Here is a 19,265-nt window from a genome sequence, read left to right as displayed (position 1 = left end):
GGTTACATTCCGAACCCGGAAGTTAAGCTTCTCTGCGCCGATGGTACTGCACTCGGGAGGGTGTGGGAGAGTAGGTCACCGCCGGACAATCTTTCAAGGGGAGGGTTCCGACGCTTCACAGCGTCGGGGCCCTCTTCTTGCATTTCCGGACCTTTTCTGGGCGTTCTGCCGCCGTGCAGCCTTTCGGGGCAGCTTGGCGGGCTGCCGGCCTGTGAGGGATCGGGTGGGCCTCCCTGGGAGCGTTCCTGAGGAGGTTCTGCTCCCAGGGCATGCCCCGCTGTGAGGGCTTCTTGGCCGGCTGTGGGTGGGGGAGAGGTTCGCCCCGCGTACGGACTGGTGATGACGGTCAGTAGGGTTGAGGGGTGGATTATCGTGCGGTAGAACGCGCGATCCTGGATCGTGGCGTCGAGTGGGATTTCGAGCCGACGCTCGATCGGATCGCGGCCCTTCTTGACCTGCTCGGCTCGCCGCAGCGGGCGTACCCGGTCATACACATCGCCGGCACCAACGGCAAGACGAGCACGGCGCGGCTCACCGAGGCGCTGCTGAAGGAGCGCAACCTGCGGGTGGGGCGGTTCACCAGCCCGCACCTGGTCTCGATGCGTGAGCGCATCACCGTGGACGGAGAGCCGCTGAGCGAGGAGCGGTTCGCGCAGGTCTACGAGGAGATCATTCCCTATGTCGACCTGACCGACCAGCAGGGGCGGCGGATCCAGTTCTTCGAGCTGCTGACGGCCATGGCGTTCGCGGCGTTCGCCGACAGCCCGGTCGACGTCGCCGTCGTCGAGACCGGCATGGGCGGCTCCTGGGACGCGACCAACGTGGCCGACGGCACCGTGTCGGTCATCACGCCCATCTCGCTCGACCACACCGACCGGCTCGGCCCTGACCTGCCCAGCATCGCCACGGAGAAGTCGGGCATCATCAAGCCCGGCGCGACGGCGGTGTTCGCGCAGCAGGAGCTCGCCGCGGCCGAGGTGCTGATGCGGCGCGCGGCCGAGGTCGGCGCGGTCGTCGCCCGTGAGGGGCTGGAGTTCGGGGTGCTCAACCGCGAGGTCGCGATCGGCGGGCAACTGCTGTCGCTCCGCGGGCTCAAGGGTGTTTACGACGACGTCTACCTGCCGCTGTACGGCGCCCACCAGGCGAGCAACGCGGTCTGCGCGCTGGCCGCGGTCGAGGCGCTGACCGGAGGCGACGACCCGCTCGACGTCGAGCTGGTCCGCCAGGCGTTCGCGCAGGCGTCCTCGCCCGGGCGGATGGAGGTCGTGCGGCGCACCCCCACGGTGGTGATCGACGCCGCGCACAACCCCGGCGGCATGCAGGCGTCCCTCGACGGGCTGCACGAGGCGTTCGACTTCGCCAAGGTGATCGGCGTGGTCGGTGTCATGCGCGACAAGGACGTCGAAGGGCTGCTCGAGCTGCTGGAGCCGATCCTCGACGAGATCGTCGTCACGCGGAACTCCTCGCCCAGGTCGTTGTCCGCCGAGGAACTCGCGGCCCTGGCCGAGCCGCTCTTCGGCGAGGACCGCGTGCACGTGGTCGAGCGGCTCGACGACGCCATCGACCGGGCGATCGGGATCGCCGACGCCGAGGGCGAGTTCAGCGGCACCGGCGTGCTCATCACCGGGTCCGTCGTCACGGCCGGCGACGCCCGGCAACTGCTGAAGGCGGATGGCGCATGATGGACTTCGAGGTCACCCCGGGCATGCGCCGGCTCGGCGCGAGCGTGCTCGGCATGGAGGCCATCGTGGCCGGCCTCATCACCCCCGTGGCGATCAGCGTGGGCGGGGTCGAGCCTGGGCTCGCCGTGGCGGTCGGCATCGGTCTGCTCGTGCTGTGCGTGGTCGCCGCGGGCATGCTCAAGCGGCCTGTCGGGTACGTCGTCGGCAGCGTCGTACAGGTCCTGGCGATCGCCACGGGCTTCCTCGTGCCGACCATGTTCTTCCTCGGCGTGATCTTCGCCGCGCTGTGGATCACGGCGATTATCGTAGCTCGCCGTGTCGAGGGCGCTACTACCCGCTAAAGTCGGCCTACATGGCCGTCCCCCCGATTCAACGGCCGCCGCATCAGGCGCGCCTCAGTAACTCCTGGCTGCTCGACATCGTCCTCGGGCTGCTGGTCGTGGCGTCGCTGCCGCTGGCGGTCGTCTCGATCCCCAACACGCTCTCCGTGGTCGCCAGGCTGCTGCCCGACGACCTCGACCAGGCCGGGCTCATGCGGACGAACGGGCTCTCGCTGCCCGCGCTGATGCTGACCGTCCCGCTCGTGGCCGCCGCGCTGCGCCGTGTTCCCGCGCCCCACCTGCTGCTCGGCGGGCTGGTGCTGGTGGCGCTGTCCGAGGCGGCCGGCGGTTACGCGGGCTCCGAGTTCTTCGTCGGCGTCGTCCGCGTGCTGCGCGGCGTCGGCGCGGGCGTCATCCTGGCCGCCACGCTGGCGGCGGTGTGGCACCGGGCCGCCGTCCTGCGGGCGCTGTGGGCGGGCATGTTCGGGCTGAGCCTGCTCACGGCTCAGGCACTGGCGTTGTGGCCGCTCGACGCGGTGAGCAGCTGGCGGGTCACGCTGCAGCCGTACCCGCTGGTGACCGGCGTCGCGCTCGGGCTGGCGGCGGTTCACCTCGTCGCGTGGACGCTGGGCGGGCGGTCCGCCGGGCCCGTGCCGAGCGTCAGGGAACGCGGGCGGCTGCTGCTGACGGCCGTGCCCGCGGCGGGCATCGCGGCGCTGGCGATCAGCACGGCGACCGAGGGCTGGCGAGCCGTTCCCGTCATGGTGCTGGCGGTGGTCGCGATCCTGGGTCTGCTCGCGCTGGCCTCGATCGGCTCCTCCGAGAGCCGTACCTCGGCGTACACGATGGTGGCGGTCGGCGCGGTGCTGCTGCCCAGCGCCGCGCAGGTGACGCTGGTGGAGATGGGCGGGCTCGGCGGGCCGGGGCTGCGAGGGCTGTGGGTGCCGTACGCGGTGGCCGGGGTGCTCGCGATCGTGGCGGCGGTGGCCGTGCGGTTGTTCGCGCAGGGCGTGGGGCGCCGGGTGGCGTCGCTGGGGCTGCTGGCCATGGTGGCCGGGCTCTGCTCGGTGCGGCTTGTGGTGCCCGCCGCCGACGGGATGGTGCTGACGGTGCCGTTCAGCCTGCTCGCGGCGGGTGCGGCGGTGGCGGTGACGGCGGCCCTGCAAGGGGTCGGGGCCGGTGCGGCGATGTCCGGGCTGTCGCTGGGCTGCGCGGGGGTGCTGGCGGGCTTCCTGCTCGGCGCCGGGGTGCAGATGGCGATGCTGGACGGCGTGCGGTCGGCGCAGGAACTCGTCGACAGTTTCGTGGGGGCGCTGCACTGGTGGGCGCTGGCCGGTGGGTTCCTGCTGGTGATGATCATCGTGCTGGCGGCCGTGATGGCCCGTCGCCCTGGGCGCGGGGTTCTGGTCGATGAGCCGGAGGGGCCGGGGACGCCGCCGGACGTTCCCTGCGCGGGGCTGCCTCCCGCGGACGTGCTGCTCGTACGGGGAGCCGATCAGGCGGGGCCGGACGGTGACGGGACGGTGCGGTCTGATGGCGACGACGACCCGTCCACCGTGGCGATCCCGCGGGTCGGTGCGGTGATGGCCGGGCAGATCGTGGAGCCGGTGGCGGGGGCGGGTGGTGTGACGCCCGCGGTGCCGCCGCAGGGGCAGTCGCCCGAGGACGCCGGTTCCGCGTAGCCTTCCGGCTTCTGCGTGGCTTCCGACGGTCGTGTGGCTTGCGGCTCCGCTTAGGCTTCCAGCGTACGGAAGCTAGGGCGAGGGCTCGGGACGGTAAGCTGAGGGCCCTGCTACAGCGACGTGCGGGCGCGTGCCCCGCGAAGCGTCCTCGCGGCCAGGCCGGTGCCTGCCGCCGTGACCCCACCATGTTCGAAGGAGAACTCCAAGTGTCCGAGCGCACTCTTGTCCTGATCAAGCCCGACGGGGTTAAGCGCGGCCTCATCGGTGACGTGATCGCCCGTGTGGAGCGCAAGGGCCTCAAGGTCGTGGCGATGGACCTGCGCACCCTCGACGCCGACACCGCCAAGGCCCACTACGCCGAGCACTCCGAGCGGCCGTTCTTCGGTGAGCTCGTCGAGTTCATCACCTCGGGGCCGCTCGTCGCCCTGGTGCTGGAGGGCCCGCGCGCCGTCGAGGCCTTCCGCGCGCTGGCCGGCGCCACCGACCCGGTGAAGTCGGCGCCCGGCACGATCCGCGGCGACCACGCCCTCGAGATCGGCGAGAACGTCGTCCACGGCTCCGACTCGCCCGAGTCGGCCGCCAGGGAGATCAAGATCTTCTTCCCGGACAGGTTCTAGTCGCCTCCGGCCCCTTCGCGCCCGCGCAGCTTCGGCTGTGCGGGCGCGCTTGTTTTTCTGTCGGTCCTTTCTCGTAGGGTTCCGGGGTGGGCTCGCGCGGATTTCCTGGTCAGTGGCCGCGATTCTTGAACCGCTTTTTGTCGGGGGCTTGCCGTAGGGTTTCTTTGGATTGGATGTTGGATCGTTCCAGCGCGCTGTCGGATGTTGTGGTGCAATCCGGGCAAAATTGCGGTTGAGCTAGGGGCTGGAGATTTTTGACGGGCGCGATGGCTCATTGCGCGCATCGGTGGGTACGTCACGTTACGATTCGAATTCGATCCGTAGTCATTCGCGAACGACGTTACGGAGGGCTCCGTTCCCCATGGGCAGCAAGCTCGCGTTCCTCGGCCGTGACATGGCGGTCGACCTTGGCACCGCCAACACGTTGGTCTACGTGCGTGGCCGCGGCATCGTACTCAATGAGCCGTCAGTCGTCGCGATCAACACCGTGACCGGCAAGATCGTGGCGGTCGGCATCGAGGCCAAGCGGATGATCGGTCGCACGCCTGGCAATATCATCGCGATCCGGCCGTTGAAGGACGGCGTGATCGCCGATTTCGACGTCACCGAACGGATGTTGCGATATTTCATCCAAAGGGTGCATCGACGGCGTCATTTCGCCAAGCCGCGCATCATCATCGCCGTACCCAGTGGCATCACCAGCGTCGAGCAGCGGGCGGTGAAAGAGGCCGGATACCAGGCGGGAGCCAGGCGGGTCTACATCGTCGAAGAGCCGATGGCCGCCGCCATCGGGGCCGGGCTGCCGGTGCACGAGCCGACCGGCAACATGGTGGTCGACATCGGCGGCGGCACCACCGAGGTGGCGATCATCTCGATGGGCGGCGTCGTGACGAGCCAGTCCATCAGGATCGGCGGTGACGAGCTCGACCAGGCCGTGATCGCGTTCGCCAAGAAGGAATACTCGCTGATGCTCGGCGAGCGCACGGCCGAGGAGATCAAGATCGCCATCGGCTCGGCGTGCCCGTTCGGTGAGGAGTCGCACGCGGAGGTTCGCGGGCGTGACCTGGTCAGCGGGCTGCCCAAGACCATCATCGTGTCGAGCGAGGAGATCAGGAAGGCCACCGAGGAGCCGGTCAACGCCATCGTCGATGCCGTCAAGACCACGCTCGACAAGTGCCCGCCCGAGCTGTCCGGCGACATCATGGACCGCGGCATCGCGCTGACCGGTGGCGGCGCCCTGCTCAAGGGGCTGGGCGAGCGGGTCAAGGCCGAGACGGGCATGCCGGTCCACCTGGTCGACAACGCGCTCGACTCCGTCGCCATCGGCTCCGGCAAGTGCGCCGAGGAGTTCGAGGCACTCCAGCAGGTGCTGGTGCCGGAGTCGCGGCACTGATGAGAGATTCGCGCCGTGCTCGGCTGATCCTGGGAGTGCTGCTCGCCGCCGCACTGGTCATCCTGACCGTCGACCACCGCACCGGCGAGAGCTCGCCGCTGCGCCCGCTGCGTGCGGCCGGGGCCTACCTGTTCGGCACGGCGGAGCAGTTCGGCAGCGGTGTGGTGCGCCCGGTGGGCGGGTTCGTGCACGCGATCCTGACCGCGCCGGCCGCCAAGCAGCGCATCGAGGCGCTCAAGGAGGAGAACGCCGAGCTCCGGGCCGGCCTGCTGGCCGGGAAGCTCGACGCCGACCGGGCCAAGCAGCTCAAGCAGCTGCTCGGGCTGGCCGGGACCGGGGGATACAAGGTGGTCACCGGCAACGTGATCGCGCGGCGGGGGCAGCCGGGGTTCGAGGACGCGGTGCAGATCGACGTCGGCACCAACGACGGGGTGCGGTCCGAGATGACCGTGCTCAACGGAGACGGGCTGGTCGGCCGGGTGCTGCACGCGTCGTCCCGCACCTCGACCGTGGTGCTGCTGAGTGATCCGGCCTCGGCCGCGGGGGCGCGGCTGGAAGGCGGCAAGGAGATCGGCGTCGTCCACGGGGTGGGGGAGCACGGCCGGCTCGTGCAGTTCCGGCTGCTCGACTCCACGGCGTCGCTGAGCAGGGGCGGACGGATCGTCAGCTTCGGCTCGCAGCACGGGCGGCCGTACGTGCCCGGGGTGCCCATCGGGGTGATCGAACGGGTGGAGTCCACGCCTGGAGAGCTGACGCGGATCGCGTACGCGCGGCCGTACGCGGACCTGACGGCGCTCGACGCGGTCGGCGTGGTGGTGGAAGCGCCCAAGCGGGACCCGCGTGACGCGGTGCTGCCGGCCAAGGAGCGGGCGCGGTGATCGGCAGCCGGGACGGTCGCGCGCGGTGGGCCGGGGGCGTCGGGGCGGGGAGCGGTGGTCGCGCGAGGCCGGACGGTCTATCGAGGCGGAGAAGTGGCCGGGGGTGGCGTGACCAGGTACGGCGGAGTGGTCGGGTGCGGTGTGACCAGGTACGGCGGGGTGGTCGGGTGGGGTGTGACCAGGTACGGCGGGGTGGTCGGGTGGGGCGTGAGCAAGTGCTGCGGGGCGGTCGGGTGGGGCGGGAGCAGTTGACGTGGGGCGACGGGGTCGGGCGGGTTCGGGTGGGGTCCGCGGGTTGGGCTTGGTGGGGGTGTCCGGGTGGTGACGTGGGGCGGTTTTCCGCGTGTGGGGAGGGGGCGGCGTGATCGGCGGGGTTTCCGTGGTGCTGGCGCTGCTGGCTCAGGTGATGCTCGTCAACCGGGTGTCGCTGCCCGCCGGGGGCGCGCCTGATCTCGTGCTGCTCGCCGTCATCGGGGCGTCGCTGGTCCGGGGGCCGTCGTCCGGGGCCGTGCTGGGGTTCTGCACGGGGCTGCTGGTCGACGTCATGCCGCCCTCGGCGCACCTCGTGGGCCAGTACGCGTTCGTCCTGGCGCTGGCCGGCTACGTCGCCGGGCGCGGGGCGGGAGGGCCGGTCACCACCGTCGTGCTGTGTGTGCTGATGGCGCCTCTGCTGGCCGCGGCCGTGGGCGGGCTGATCGGTGATCCGCGGGTGACGCTGTCCACCCTGACCGAACAGGTGCCGGTCACGATCGTCTACACGTTGCTGGTGTCGCCGATCGTGATCTGGCTGACCACGCGCGGCAGACAGGCGAGGTTCTCGACATGATCAGGATGCGCGCCAGGCTGCTGGTGCTCCACGTACTCGTGCTGACGCTGCTCGTCGTGCTGGCCGTGCGCCTGTGGCAGGTGCAGGTGGTGCGCGGGCAGGAGTTCGTGACGCGGGCCACCGAGACCAGGACGAGGGCGGTCATCGTGCCGGCGGTCCGGGGTCAGATCCTCGACTCCAAGGGCCGGCCGCTGGTGCGCAACAAGACCGCTCTGGTGGTGTCCGTCGACAGGACCCGGCTGTCGCGGATGAAGGACGGCGGCGTCAAGGTGCTGACCAAGCTGTCCCAGGTGCTCGGGCGACCGGTGGCCGATCTGCAGCAGCGCATCACGCCCTGCGGTCCCGGGGTGGGCAAGCCGTGCTGGACGGGGTCGCCGTACCAGCCGGTTCCGCTGGACGAGAAGGTGGACACGCGCGAGGCGTTGCAGATCCTGGAGCGGCAGGAGGAGTTCCCCGGGGTGACCGCGGAGATCCACTCCGTCAGGCAGTATCCCGGCGGCAGGGCCGGGGCGCAGATGCTCGGCTACCTGCAACCCGTCACCGAGGCTGAACTGGAGAAGCGGGAAGGGCTGAAGGCCAGCTTCTCCGGGGTCGACCTGGCCGGGCGCGACGGGCTCGAATACGTCTACGACGACGCGCTGCGAGGCAAGGCCGGGCTGCGCAGGGTGCAGGTCGATCGGATGGGCAAGGCGCTCGGCGTCGAGGAGCAGATCACCCCGATCCCCGGCGACCACCTGGTGACCAGCATCGACTCGCGGGTGCAGATGGTTGTCGAGAAGGCGCTGGCGAAGGCGATGAAGTCCGCGCCCGGCGCCGACGGTGGGGCCGCGGTGGTGCTCGACGCGCGTACGGGGCGGGTCGTGGCCCTGTCCAGTGCGCCCAACTACGACCCCGAGATCTGGGCGGGCGGCATCTCGGCGCGCGGCTACCAGTGGCTGCTGTCGGAAAAGTCCGGCAAGCCGCTCGTGTCGCGGGCGATCAACGGCCAGTTCGCGCCGGGCTCGACGTTCAAGGTCTCGTCGGTGTCGGCGATGTTGCGCGCGGGCTATCCGCTCAACGGGACGTACTCGTGCCCCGGCTCCTACAACGTGGGCGGCCGGGCCTTCAACAACTTCCGCGGCATCGCGCTGGGCACGCTCAGCCTGCACACGGCGCTGGTCAAGTCGTGCGACACGATCTTCTACCGGGCCGCGTACGAGCAGTACGTCAAGGACGGCGGGCGGACGCCGAAGAAACCGCCCAAGGAGATCTTCGCCAACATGGCCAGGGCCTTCGGGTTCGGCAGCCCGACCGGGGTCGACCTGCCCGGCGAGTCGGCCGGCCGCATCCCCGACCGAGCCTGGAAGAAGGACCTGTGGAACAGGACGAGCGCGATCAACTGCGAGCGCTCCCGCAAGGGCTACCCGGAGGTCAAGGACAAGGCGCGGGCCGAGTTCCTCAAGCGGCTGGCGCTGGAGAACTGCACCGAGGGCTTCCTGCTGCGGCCCGGTGACTCCGCCAACTTCTCCATCGGGCAGGGCGACGTGCTCGTCACGCCCATGCAGCTGGCCAGGGCCTACATGGCGCTGGTGAGTGACGGCAAGGTGCGCAGCCCGCGCATCGGGTGGGCGCAGGTGCGGCCTGACGGCAAGGTGGTCAGGAAGATTCCGGTGCCGGTGGTGGGGAAGCTGCCGCTCAGCGAGAAGGAGCGCCTCTACATCAAGAACGCGCTCAGTCAAGTAGCTGCGGACGGCACGGCGGCCGGGGCCTTCGCCGGGTTCCCGATGAACAAGGTACGGGTGGGCGGCAAGACCGGCACCGCGGAGGTATGGGGCAAGAAGGACACCTCGTGGTTCGCGTCGTTCGCGCCGACGAAGAACCCGCAGTACGTGGTGGTCGCGATGGTGTCGCAGGGCGGCATGGGCGCGCAGACGGCGGCTCCGGCCGTACGGGAGATCTACGAGGGGATCTACGGGATCAAACGCAAGCCCGCGGTGCCGGGCGGGCGGTTGAGCACCCGGCTTCCGGAGTTCGCCCCTGACGGAACGGTGGCCGGAGGATGAGCGGGCGCGGGCGGCCGGTCGCCGCGGACGTGGTGGGGCTTGGGTGTGGTCGGTCGGTCGTCGCTGACGTCGCTGACGTCGCTGACGTCGCTGACGTCTCTGAGGTCTCTGGCGTGGCTGGCGTGGCTGGCGTGGCGGAAGGCGAGCGTGGGCGGTCGGCCGTCGCGAGAGTGGCGGAAGGCGGGCGTGGGCGGTCGGCCGTCGTGAGAGTGGTGGGAGGCGGGCGTGGGGGATCGGCCGTCGCGGATGTGACGCGACGTGGGCGTGGGTGGGGGCGGTCGGGTGGCGCGGACTTGACGGGAGGTGGCCGGTGAACGTGCGTACGGTGGCCGTACGGCGGCCCTCGCTGTTTCGTCGGATGGCTCGCGAGAACTCGACGGTGCGGCGGCTCGACGGGCTGATGCTCGTCGCGGTGGCGGGGCTGTGTGTGATCGGCACGCTGCTGGTGTGGTCGTCCACCAGGACCTGGGCGCCGGGCGCGACGGGGCTGGTCAAGAAGCACATGCTCAACGAGGCCATCGGTCTCGTGCTGTGCGGGCTCGTGGCCATGGTGGACCATCGGGCGATGCGGGCGTACGCACCGGTGGTGTTCCTGCTGTCGGTGGTGGGCCTGGTGCTGGTCATCACCCCGCTGGGCGCGACGATCAACGGGTCGCACTCGTGGATCCTGCTCGGCGGCGGGTTCGCGGTGCAGCCGTCCGAGTTCGCCAAGGTGGGGCTGCTGCTCATCATCGCGATGTTGCTGGCCCAGCCGGCCGAGGGGACCGATCGGCCACGGGCGCTGGACGTGACGCTCGCGCTGTTCGCCGCCGCGCTCACCATCGGCCTGGTCATGCTCCAGCCCGACCTGGGGACGGCCATGGTGCTGGCGGTGATCACGGCCGCCGGGCTGATCATCGCGGGCGTGCGCAAGCGGCTGATCGGAGCGCTGACGCTGGTGGCGTGCGCCGGGATGTTCTCGGTGTTCTATTTCCAGATGCTGGAGCCGTACCAGGTGGCGCGGTTCACCGCGTTCGTCGACCCGAGCGTGGATCCGCGCGGGGTGGGCTACAACAGCACGCAATCGATGATCGCGATCGGCTCGGGACAGCTCCTGGGCAAGGGGCTGCTCGGAGGCGGGCAGACGACCGGCCGGTTCGTGCCCGAGCAGCACACGGACTTCATCTTCACGGTGGCGGGCGAGGAATTCGGCTTCCTGGGGTCGGTCACGGTGGTGCTGCTGCTCGGGGTGGTGCTGCTGCGCGGGCTGAAGATCGCCAGACAGTGCGAGGACAGGTTCGGGACGCTGGTGGCGGGCACGATCGTGTGCTGGTTCGCGTTCCAGACGTTCATCAATGTCGGGATGACGATCGGGATCATGCCGATCACGGGGTTGCCACTCCCATTCGTGTCCTACGGGGGCACCGCCACGTTCGCGAACTTGATCGCGGTCGGGCTGCTGCAGGCCATCAGGGTGCGAAGACAGTCGTTCGAGTGACGAGGCAGGTCCTTGGCGCCGTCCTGAGGTGATGCCGGTCGTCGGTGTCGGTGGGGAAGCTCGCGGTGACGCCTGCCGAGGTCCGTGAGGATGCCTGCGTGGACGCTTGTCGCGGTGTCGGTGAGGACGTCTGCGGGGTTCGGCGTGGTGTCGGTGGTGACGTCTGCGGGGTTCGGCTTGGCGTCGGTGGTTCGGCGTGGTGTCGGTGAGGGAGTCCGTGAGGTCCCGCGTGGCAGTGGTGAGGGAGTCCGTGAGGTCCCGCGTGGCAGTGGTGAGGGCGTCTGCTGGGCGGTTGCCGGGTGTCTGTCCCGCGACGCCTGCCGTGGCGCCTTTGGGGGCGCTTCTTGCGGTGTCGGTGAGGTCGTCTACTCGTCTAAGGGGGCTGATGTCGCTGAGGGTGCCTGCCGTGGGAGCTTGCTGCGGGTCTTAGGGCGGCGCTTGTTGTGGTGTCTGCAAGAGCGTCTGGGGGCCGGGGTGGCTGGTGTGGGGGTATCGGTGGGGGAGTTGGTTGGGTGCTTGTCCGGCGACGGCCTGCCATGGATGCTGACGGGGCGCTTGGGGCGGGGTTTGTAGGCGCGTTGCGGCGGGACTGGCGTGGAGTCGATGAGGCGTCTGCTACGGGATCGCGATAGTGCCCGTCGTGACGTCCGGACGTGACGCGTGCGAGGACGATGGGTGCGGACTGGGGACCTCTGTCGCAGGTTCGGCGTGCTGAGAGGACGTGTGGTGATTTAGAGCCTCTGCAGGGGCGTGGTGGCTTCCTGGGGTGGAAGTAGTGCGCTCTGAATGGGTTGGAGAAGGTAGGCGTTCTGTGTGGGTTTGGGGTGAGAGGGAGGAGGCCCGGAGGGGAGGGGTGGAAGGCGTTCCGAGGTGTGTGGAGGGACGGCGTTTCCGAGGTGGGTTGGACGTGGAGGGCAGGGACGAGAGGCATTCCGGGGGAGAGATGGGTTTCCTGGGTGGGGTGAGGGGCGGGTTCTGAGGTGGTGGTGCTGGGATGGGCTGGAGAGATGGGGTTCCAGTGGGGGTGGGGACGGGTTCTGAGGTGGAGGGACAGCTGCCGGGGGTGGATGGAGGCCTGGGTGGAGGTGGGGGACGGGTTTCGGGGGGTGCGGGGTGAAGGGATGGGCTTCGGGTGAGGTGGTGGGACGGAGGGATGGGCTTCGGGTGGGGTGGTGGGACGGAGGTGGTCTGGTAGGAGCTGGGGCGGTGTGGTGGTCGGGGACGTGTCACCGTCTGATCGCCGCTACGCTGGAGCGTATGTCTGTCGAGTCGATTTTTCCCCGCCTGGAAGCGCTGCTGCCCAAGGTGCAGAAGCCCATCCAGTACGTCGGAGGTGAGCTCAACTCGACCGTCAAGGACTGGGATTCCGCCGACGTGCGCTGGGCGTTGATGTATCCGGACGCCTACGAGGTCGGGCTGCCGAACCAGGGTGTGGCGATCCTCTACGAGATCCTCAACGAGCTGCCCGCCACGCTGGCCGAACGGACCTATGCGGTTTGGCCCGATCTGGAGGCTCTGATGCGGGCCGAGGGGGTTCCGCAGTTCACGGTCGACGCGCATCGGCCGGTGCGGGCCTTCGACGTGCTGGGGGTGTCGTTCTCGACCGAGCTCGGCTACACCAACATGCTGACCGCGCTCGACCTGGCCGGCATTCCGTTGCCGGCCGTGGATCGCGGTGAGGACGACCCGATCGTGCTCGCGGGTGGCCACGCGGCCTTCAACCCCGAGCCGATCGCCGACTTCCTCGACGCGGCCGTGCTCGGTGACGGGGAGCAGATCTCCATCGCCATCAGCGAGGTCGTCCGTGAGTGGAAGGCGGAGGGCCGGCCGGGCGGTCGCGACGAGCTGCTGATGCGGCTCGCCGAGTCCGGCGGGGTCTACGTGCCGAAGTTCTACGACGTCGACTACCACCCCGACGGCCGCATCAAGCGGGTCGCGCCCAACCGGGCCGACGTGCCGTGGCGGGTGCACAAGCACACGGTGATGGACCTCGACGAGTGGCCCTATCCGAAGAAGCCGCTGGTGCCGCTGGCCGAGACGGTGCACGAGCGGTTCAGCGTGGAGATCTTCCGCGGCTGTACGCGCGGCTGCCGGTTCTGCCAGGCGGGCATGATCACGCGTCCGGTGCGTGAGCGGTCGATCACCACGATCGGGGCGATGGTCGAGAACGGCATCAAGGAGTCCGGCTTCAACGAGGTCGGGTTGCTGTCGCTGTCGTCCGCCGACCACTCCGAGATCGGCGACGTGGCCAAGGGGCTGGCCGACCGGTACGAGGGCACCAACACCTCGCTGTCGCTGCCCTCGACCAGGGTCGACGCGTTCAACATCGACCTGGCCAACGAGTTCTCCAGGAACGGCAGGCGCTCGGGGCTGACGTTCGCGCCCGAGGGCGGGTCGGAGCGCATGCGCAAGGTGATCAACAAGATGGTCACCGAGGAAGACCTGATCCGTACCGTCTCCACCGCCTATTCGCAGGGGTGGCGGCAGGTCAAGCTCTACTTCATGTGCGGGCTTCCCACCGAGGAGGACGAAGACGTCCTCGGCATCGCCGACCTGGCCAAGAAGGTCATCCAGGCGGGCCGTGAGGCGACCGGCAGCCGCGACATCCGCTGCACGGTCTCCATCGGCGGCTTCGTGCCCAAGCCGCACACCCCGTTCCAGTGGGCCGGGCAGGCCGACCACGAGACCGTCGACCGGCGGCTCAAGGCGCTGCGCGACTCGCTCAGAGGCGACAAGCAGTACGGCCGGGCGATCGGTTTCCGCTATCACGACGGCAAGCCGTCCATCGTCGAGGGCCTGCTGTCGCGCGGCGACCGCAGGGTCGGCGCCGTGATCAGAGCCGTCTGGGAGGACGGCGGCCGGTTCGACGGCTGGAGCGAGCACTTCTCCTACGAACGCTGGATGTCGGCGGCGGAGAAGGCGGGCGTCGACGTCGGCTGGTACACCACGCGCGAGCGCGAGGAGAACGAGATTCTGCCCTGGGACCACCTCGACGCCGGGCTCGACCGCGAATGGTTGTGGCAGGACTGGCAGGAGGCCGTCTCCGGCGCTGAGGTCGAGGACTGCCGCTGGACTCCGTGCTACGACTGCGGCGTATGCCCGACCATGGGCACGGAAATTCAGATCGGCCCGACGGGGCGGAAACTCCTTCCTCTTACGGTGGTCTAGCGCGCTCAGTGGGCGAGCCGTGTCACGGCGTACACGTTCATACGCCGGAGCGGCTTATCCTGAGACGAAGGAACTCTTACAAGGGAAGGACGACAAGCTCTGAAACCTGTTCCCGAAGGGCCCCCGCCCGCGCCTACGGTGCAGCGCCTGCGTGTGCGTTACGCCAAGCGCGGCCGCCTGCGCTTCACCAGCCACCGCGACATCTCGCGAGCCGTTGAGAGAGCGGTTCGCCGTGCCGGCATTCCGGTGGCCTACAGCGCGGGTTTCTCGCCCCACCCGAAGATCTCCTACGCGGGCGCGGCGCCGACCGGTGTCGCCAGCGAAGCCGAATACCTCGAGATCGGTGTAACCACGCCGTGCAACCCCGGCCAGGTCAGACAGGACCTGGACGAGTCGTTGCCGCCTGGGCTCGATGTGCTCGACGTTGTGGAGGCGGGTCCGGGGGGGCTGGCCGACCGCTTGGAGGTCTCCGAGTGGGAGGTGCGGCTGCCCGGTGCCGATCGCGAGCTCGCCGAGGTGGCGGCGGAGAAGTTTCTCGCGGCGGGCACGGTGGAAGTCGAGCGCCTGACCAAGAAGGGTCTGCGCCGCTTCGACGCGCGGGAGGCCGTACTCGGGCTCACGGTTTCCGAGGGAACAGACAGAACCGCAGCTCAAGTGCGAGGAGAGCCGTGTGTCATACTGCGCATGGTTGTTCGGCACATGACGCCTGCCGTTCGACCCGACGATGTGCTCACAGGGCTGCGCCTTGTGGCCGACTTCGCGCCGCCGGTTCCCCCCGAGGTGACCAGGCTGGCGCAGGGGCCGCTCGACGCCAGCACCGGTGCGCTTGCCGACCCGCTCGACCTGGACCGCGACATCACGCGCGGCGGCGAGGCGGGACCGGCGGGTGAGCACGTCGCCGGTTAAGGACATGCCCGGCGCGAGCCGGGCACGACTGCTGACAGGACTTGGCGCCGGCGCTTCCGTCTCGGGAGAGCCGGCGGACAACGAGACACGAGGGCTCCTGCGCGGCGCGGTGACGCGCCCGGGAGCTGACGGGAGAACGCCCGCATGCTCGACAACGAGCCCAACGCCGGGGCCACTGGCCCTGACGGGGAGACAATTGAACAGCCAGAGGTGACGAAGCGTCGCCGCTCCGCCAGCCGCCCCGCGGGTCCTCCGCCGGAGCTGCCCGAGGAGCCGGCTTCCGTTCCGGTCACGGTCGCGGCGGCGCAGACGGCGCCGTCGGTGGCCGAGGTGCGGCCGGTGCAGCGCACCGCGGCTCAGAGAGCCGCGGGTGAGCCCGCCGCCGCCACTACTCATGCCGATACCGTTGATGGCGGTACGGCCGCCGCGGCGCCGGTTTCCGCCGGCGCGGGGGCCGGTGACGTGATCGATGCCGGTACGAGTCCGGCTGGTGCGGTTTCCGGCGGTGTGCCGGACGCAAGCGGCGTGACGCCGGTGGAGAGCCCGGCCGAGGCCGCCATGGCCGACGCCGTCGGTGAGGCCGTCGGTGAGACCGCGGCCGAGAAGCCGAAGCGGGCCACGCGGACGCGGTCCACCGCCACGACGACGCGGCGGCGTACGACGAAGAAGACGGCCGAAGCGGAGGCTGAGGCTGAGGCGGCTGCTCCGGGAGCGCTCCCGGAGGGTGAGCCCGCCGCGGAGGAGCCCGTGAAGCGGCGCAGGACCCGCAAGAAGGCGGATGAGACGGTCGCGCCCGCCGCCGAGGCGGAGGCCGGTGCGCTTGCCGGTGAGGCCGGTGACGAGGCGGGGGAGCGCGACGTGCGTTCCGGCGCGCCCGGCCGTGACGAGGCGTCCTCCGGTGTGAGTGCGGCGGCGCAGGCCGCCGGTGCCGCGGACGGCACGGACGCGGGAGGCCAGGACGGCGGCGCGGGCGAAAGCGCTACCGGCGGGCGCGCGGGCCGGGCCGGTCGCTCGCGTCGGCGGGCCGGCGCCGAGGCCGCTTCAGAGGCGGCTGCCGAAGCCGCTGCTGAGGCCGCTTCCGGCGGGGACGTGGAGGTCTCCGGTGACAAGGCGGCGCAGGGCGGGGCCGATGAGGCCGACGACGACATCATGGAGATCCTGCCCGAGGACGAGCCGCTCGACGACGAGCCCGCCGGCGAGGATCTGGACGAGGACAACGTGCGCCCCAGCCTGCTCGCCGACCCGTTCGGGATGACCGCCCGCAGGCAGGACGAGCCGGGAGCCGCCTTCCAGCGGCCGGCCGCCATCTTCGCGCCGCTGTTCCAGGCGCCCGACCCCAGCAAGGCCAAGCCCGCCGTCACCCGTAAGGCAGAGGCGGCGCAGCCCGTCGCCGAGCCCGAGGCCGAGGAGGCCGAGGAGCCGGTCGACGAGATGCCGGCCGAGGAGGAGACCGACCTCGACACCTCCGACGAGCAGGAGGAGGAAGAGGGCGGCAGCCGCCGCCGGCGCCGCCGCAGGGGCGGCAGGGGCCGCGGCAAGGCGCGCGAGCGGGACGACGCCGAGGACGGCGAGGAGTCCGACGAGGACGACTCCGACGAGCAGGGTGAAGAGGCGCAGGAAGAGGAGGCCACCTCCTCGCGCCGCCGGCGCCGCCGTCGCCGCAGGGGCGGTGACGAGGGCTCCGAGCCCGCCAGCGACGACCCGCCGAACACGGTGGTGCGCATCCGCGCGCCGCGTTCGGGCCGTTCGGCCTCGCTCGACACCGCGACCGACGGCGTGCAGAGCGTGCGCGGCTCGACCCGGCTGGAGGCGAAGAAGCAGCGCCGCCGCGAGGGTCGCGAGCTCGGCCGCAGGCGCCCGCCGATCATCACCGAGTCGGAGTTCCTGGCCCGCCGCGAGTCCGTCGACCGCATGATGGTCGTGCGGCGGGTCGGCGACCGTACGCAGATCGCGGTGCTGGAGGACGGCGTGCTCGTCGAGCACTACGTCAACCGCGAGGCCAGCCAGTCCTACGTCGGGAACGTCTATCTCGGCAAGGTGCAGAACGTGCTGCCCTCGATGGAGGCGGCGTTCGTCGACATCGGCAAGGGCAGGAACGCCGTCCTGTACGCCGGTGAGGTGAACTTCGACACCGCCGGGCTGGAGGGTCAGCCGAAGCGGATCGAGTCGGCGCTGAAGTCGGGCCAGTCGGTGCTCGTGCAGGTCACGAAGGACCCGATCGGCCACAAGGGCGCCCGCCTGACCTCGCAGATCAGCCTGCCGGGACGCTACCTGGTCTACGTGCCCGACGGGTCGATGACCGGCATCAGCCGCAAGCTGCCCGACAAGGAACGTACCCGGCTGAAGAGCATCCTGAAGAAGGTCATGCCGGAGAACGCCGGCGTGATCGTGCGCACCGCGGCCGAGGGCGCCTCCGAGGACGAGCTGGCCCGCGACGTGGCCCGGCTGTCGGCGCAGTGGGAGAACATCCAGAAGAAGGCCAAGTCGGCCAGCCCGCCGGAGCTGCTGTCCGCCGAGCCCGACCTGACCATCCGGGTCGTGCGCGACGTGTTCAACGAGGACTTCACGAACCTGGTCGTGCAGGGCGACGACGCCTGGGAGACGGTGGACGAGTACGTCAAGTACGTCGCGCCGCACCTGGCCGAGCGCCTGTCGAAGTGGGACGACGGGGAGCACGGCGACGTGTTCGCCTCGTACCGGATCGACGAGCAGCTGAGCAAGGCGATGGAGCGCAAGGTGTGGCTGCCCAGCGGCGGCTCGCTGGTGATCGACCGTACCGAGGCGATGACCGTCGTCGACGTCAACACCGGCAAGTTCACCGGCCAGGGCGGCAACCTGGAGGAGACCGTCACCAGGAACAACCTGGAGGCGGCCGAGGAGATCGTGCGCCAGCTGCGGCTGCGCGACATCGGCGGCATCATCGTCATCGACTTCATCGACATGGTGCTGGAGTCCAACCGCGACCTGGTGCTGCGGCGGATGCTGGAGTGCCTGGCCCGCGACAGGACCAAGCACCAGGTGGCCGAGGTCACCTCGCTGGGCCTGGTCCAGATGACGCGTAAGCGGGTCGGTCAGGGGCTGCTGGAGGCGTTCTCGACGCCGTGTGACTGCTGCAACGGGCGCGGCCTGCTCGTTTCCACCGAGCCGGTGGAGAGCAAGCCGGAGCCGCGCGGTACGCAGGGCAAGATGGCGGTCGAGAAGGCGGTGGCGGACAAGGTTTCCGCGGCCAAGGACTCCGCCGGCCGTGATACCGTGACCGGTGCGCTTGAAGACGTCCCGGCCGAGGACGACCAGGCAAGCCAGACTTCCGGCAGAGGGCGGAGACGCTCCCGCCGAGCCAAGTCGGCCGACTAACCTCGGCTGACTTCCGACGATCCGTCCGGTTCGCCGGGGCACCGTTCATCCGGTACCCTGGTGAATCGGTGCGTCAGGTGACGTGCCCTGTTGGCGCGCTTACTCGGTTCGTCGGGTTTCAGACAGGCCGAATGATAGGCGCAGCATTCGGCGGCCACCTCCGATGAGGTAGCTGATGTTCGAACAGCAACAGTGAGTCAGTAGAAGGGTTCCGCGGTGTACGCGATCGTTCGTTGCGGCGGCAGGCAGCAGAAGGTCTCCGTCGGTGACGTCCTCGAGGTGGACAAGGTCGCCGGCGAGGTCGGCTCTTCGGTATCGCTGCCGACGGTGCTCGTCGTCAACGACGGCGATGTGACCACGGAGGCGGGCAAGTTCACGGTCAACGCCGAGATCCTCGGTGAGACCAAGGGCCCGAAGATCCGCATTCTCAAGTACAAGAACAAGACCGGTTACAAGAAGCGCCAGGGTCACCGCCAGCGGTACACCCAGGTGAAGATCACCGGTATCGAGCAGGCCTGAACGGGAGTTTGAGAGATGGCACACAAGAAGGGCGCGTCGTCCACCCGGAACGGTCGTGACTCCAACGCCCAGCGTCTGGGCGTCAAGCGCTTCGGTGGTCAGCTGGTCAACGCGGGCGAGATCATCGTCCGCCAGCGTGGCACCCACTTCCACCCCGGTGACAACGTCGGCCGCGGTGGCGATGACACGCTGTTCGCGCTGGCCGCGGGTCACGTGCAGTTCGGTGTCAAGCGCGGCCGCAGGGCCGTGAGCATCGTCCCCGTCGCCGCCGAGTAGGTTCTTCCTGCTCTTCGGCCTCGGGCTCGTCGCTTCAGGGGTGGATCGATCCGTTCGGATGCGATCCACCCCTTGGTGTTTCCCGGGCCGGTCGGCGATGGGTTGTCAGACATGAGAGGCCCCTG

At 69.9% G+C, this 19,265-nt stretch carries 14 protein-coding genes and 1 rRNA gene; all 15 read left to right on the top strand.

The window, feature by feature from the left end; genetic code table 11:
• A 5S ribosomal RNA gene (gene rrf, locus B0I32_RS46035) occupies positions 1-87 on the top strand; the annotation flags it as partial.
• A 275-nt stretch (positions 88-362) separates the two neighbouring features.
• Complete coding sequence (locus B0I32_RS46030; RefSeq protein WP_106250504.1) at positions 363-1,682, top strand: bifunctional folylpolyglutamate synthase/dihydrofolate synthase; 1,320 nt, start codon at positions 363-365, stop codon at positions 1,680-1,682.
• The gene (locus B0I32_RS46025) at positions 1,679-2,023 is read left to right on the top strand and encodes a DUF4233 domain-containing protein (protein WP_106250502.1); all 345 of its coding nucleotides are present in this window, start codon (positions 1,679-1,681) and stop codon (positions 2,021-2,023) included. The genes B0I32_RS46030 and B0I32_RS46025 overlap by 4 nt, the downstream gene beginning before the upstream one ends.
• 11 nt (positions 2,024-2,034) lie before the next feature.
• Positions 2,035-3,684 carry a hypothetical protein gene (locus B0I32_RS46020; RefSeq protein WP_106250500.1) on the top strand — a complete coding sequence of 550 codons (1,650 nt, stop codon included), beginning with the start codon at positions 2,035-2,037 and terminating at the stop codon, positions 3,682-3,684.
• 206 nt (positions 3,685-3,890) lie between these two features.
• Entirely contained in the window at positions 3,891-4,301 is a 411-nt protein-coding gene (gene ndk / locus B0I32_RS46015; protein WP_090773482.1) for a nucleoside-diphosphate kinase, read from the top strand.
• A gap of 361 nt (positions 4,302-4,662) precedes the next feature.
• The gene (locus B0I32_RS46010) at positions 4,663-5,694 is read left to right on the top strand and encodes a rod shape-determining protein (RefSeq protein WP_106250496.1); all 1,032 of its coding nucleotides are present in this window, start codon (positions 4,663-4,665) and stop codon (positions 5,692-5,694) included.
• Entirely contained in the window at positions 5,694-6,572 is an 879-nt protein-coding gene (gene mreC / locus B0I32_RS46005) for a rod shape-determining protein MreC (RefSeq protein ID WP_106250494.1), read from the top strand. The genes B0I32_RS46010 and mreC overlap by 1 nt, the downstream gene beginning before the upstream one ends.
• A gap of 361 nt (positions 6,573-6,933) precedes the next feature.
• The gene (mreD, locus tag B0I32_RS46000; protein ID WP_106250493.1) at positions 6,934-7,398 is read left to right on the top strand and encodes a rod shape-determining protein MreD; all 465 of its coding nucleotides are present in this window, start codon (positions 6,934-6,936) and stop codon (positions 7,396-7,398) included.
• Entirely contained in the window at positions 7,395-9,440 is a 2,046-nt protein-coding gene (mrdA, locus tag B0I32_RS45995; protein ID WP_106250491.1) for a penicillin-binding protein 2, read from the top strand. The genes mreD and mrdA overlap by 4 nt, the downstream gene beginning before the upstream one ends.
• 310 nt (positions 9,441-9,750) lie before the next feature.
• Positions 9,751-10,917 (top strand): rod shape-determining protein RodA, encoded by a 1,167-nt coding sequence (gene rodA, locus B0I32_RS45990; protein WP_245956516.1) that lies wholly within the window; start codon positions 9,751-9,753, stop codon positions 10,915-10,917.
• A gap of 1,257 nt (positions 10,918-12,174) precedes the next feature.
• Complete coding sequence (locus B0I32_RS45985; RefSeq protein WP_106250489.1) at positions 12,175-14,085, top strand: TIGR03960 family B12-binding radical SAM protein; 1,911 nt, start codon at positions 12,175-12,177, stop codon at positions 14,083-14,085.
• A gap of 153 nt (positions 14,086-14,238) precedes the next feature.
• Entirely contained in the window at positions 14,239-14,991 is a 753-nt protein-coding gene (locus tag B0I32_RS45980; RefSeq protein ID WP_245956514.1) for a TIGR03936 family radical SAM-associated protein, read from the top strand.
• Between the two features lie 507 nt (positions 14,992-15,498).
• Positions 15,499-18,345 carry an Rne/Rng family ribonuclease gene (locus B0I32_RS45975; protein WP_342751840.1) on the top strand — a complete coding sequence of 949 codons (2,847 nt, stop codon included), beginning with the start codon at positions 15,499-15,501 and terminating at the stop codon, positions 18,343-18,345.
• A gap of 216 nt (positions 18,346-18,561) precedes the next feature.
• Positions 18,562-18,864 (top strand): 50S ribosomal protein L21, encoded by a 303-nt coding sequence (gene rplU, locus B0I32_RS45970; protein ID WP_080046162.1) that lies wholly within the window; start codon positions 18,562-18,564, stop codon positions 18,862-18,864.
• Between the two features lie 15 nt (positions 18,865-18,879).
• Entirely contained in the window at positions 18,880-19,140 is a 261-nt protein-coding gene (gene rpmA / locus B0I32_RS45965; protein WP_106250486.1) for a 50S ribosomal protein L27, read from the top strand.
• Positions 19,141-19,265 lie beyond the last annotated feature (125 nt).

Origin of the sequence: Nonomuraea fuscirosea (assembly GCF_003001935.1) — a bacterium.
GTDB classification, from domain to species: domain Bacteria; phylum Actinomycetota; class Actinomycetes; order Streptosporangiales; family Streptosporangiaceae; genus Nonomuraea; species Nonomuraea fuscirosea.
This window is presented reverse-complemented; position numbering and strand designations above follow the sequence as displayed.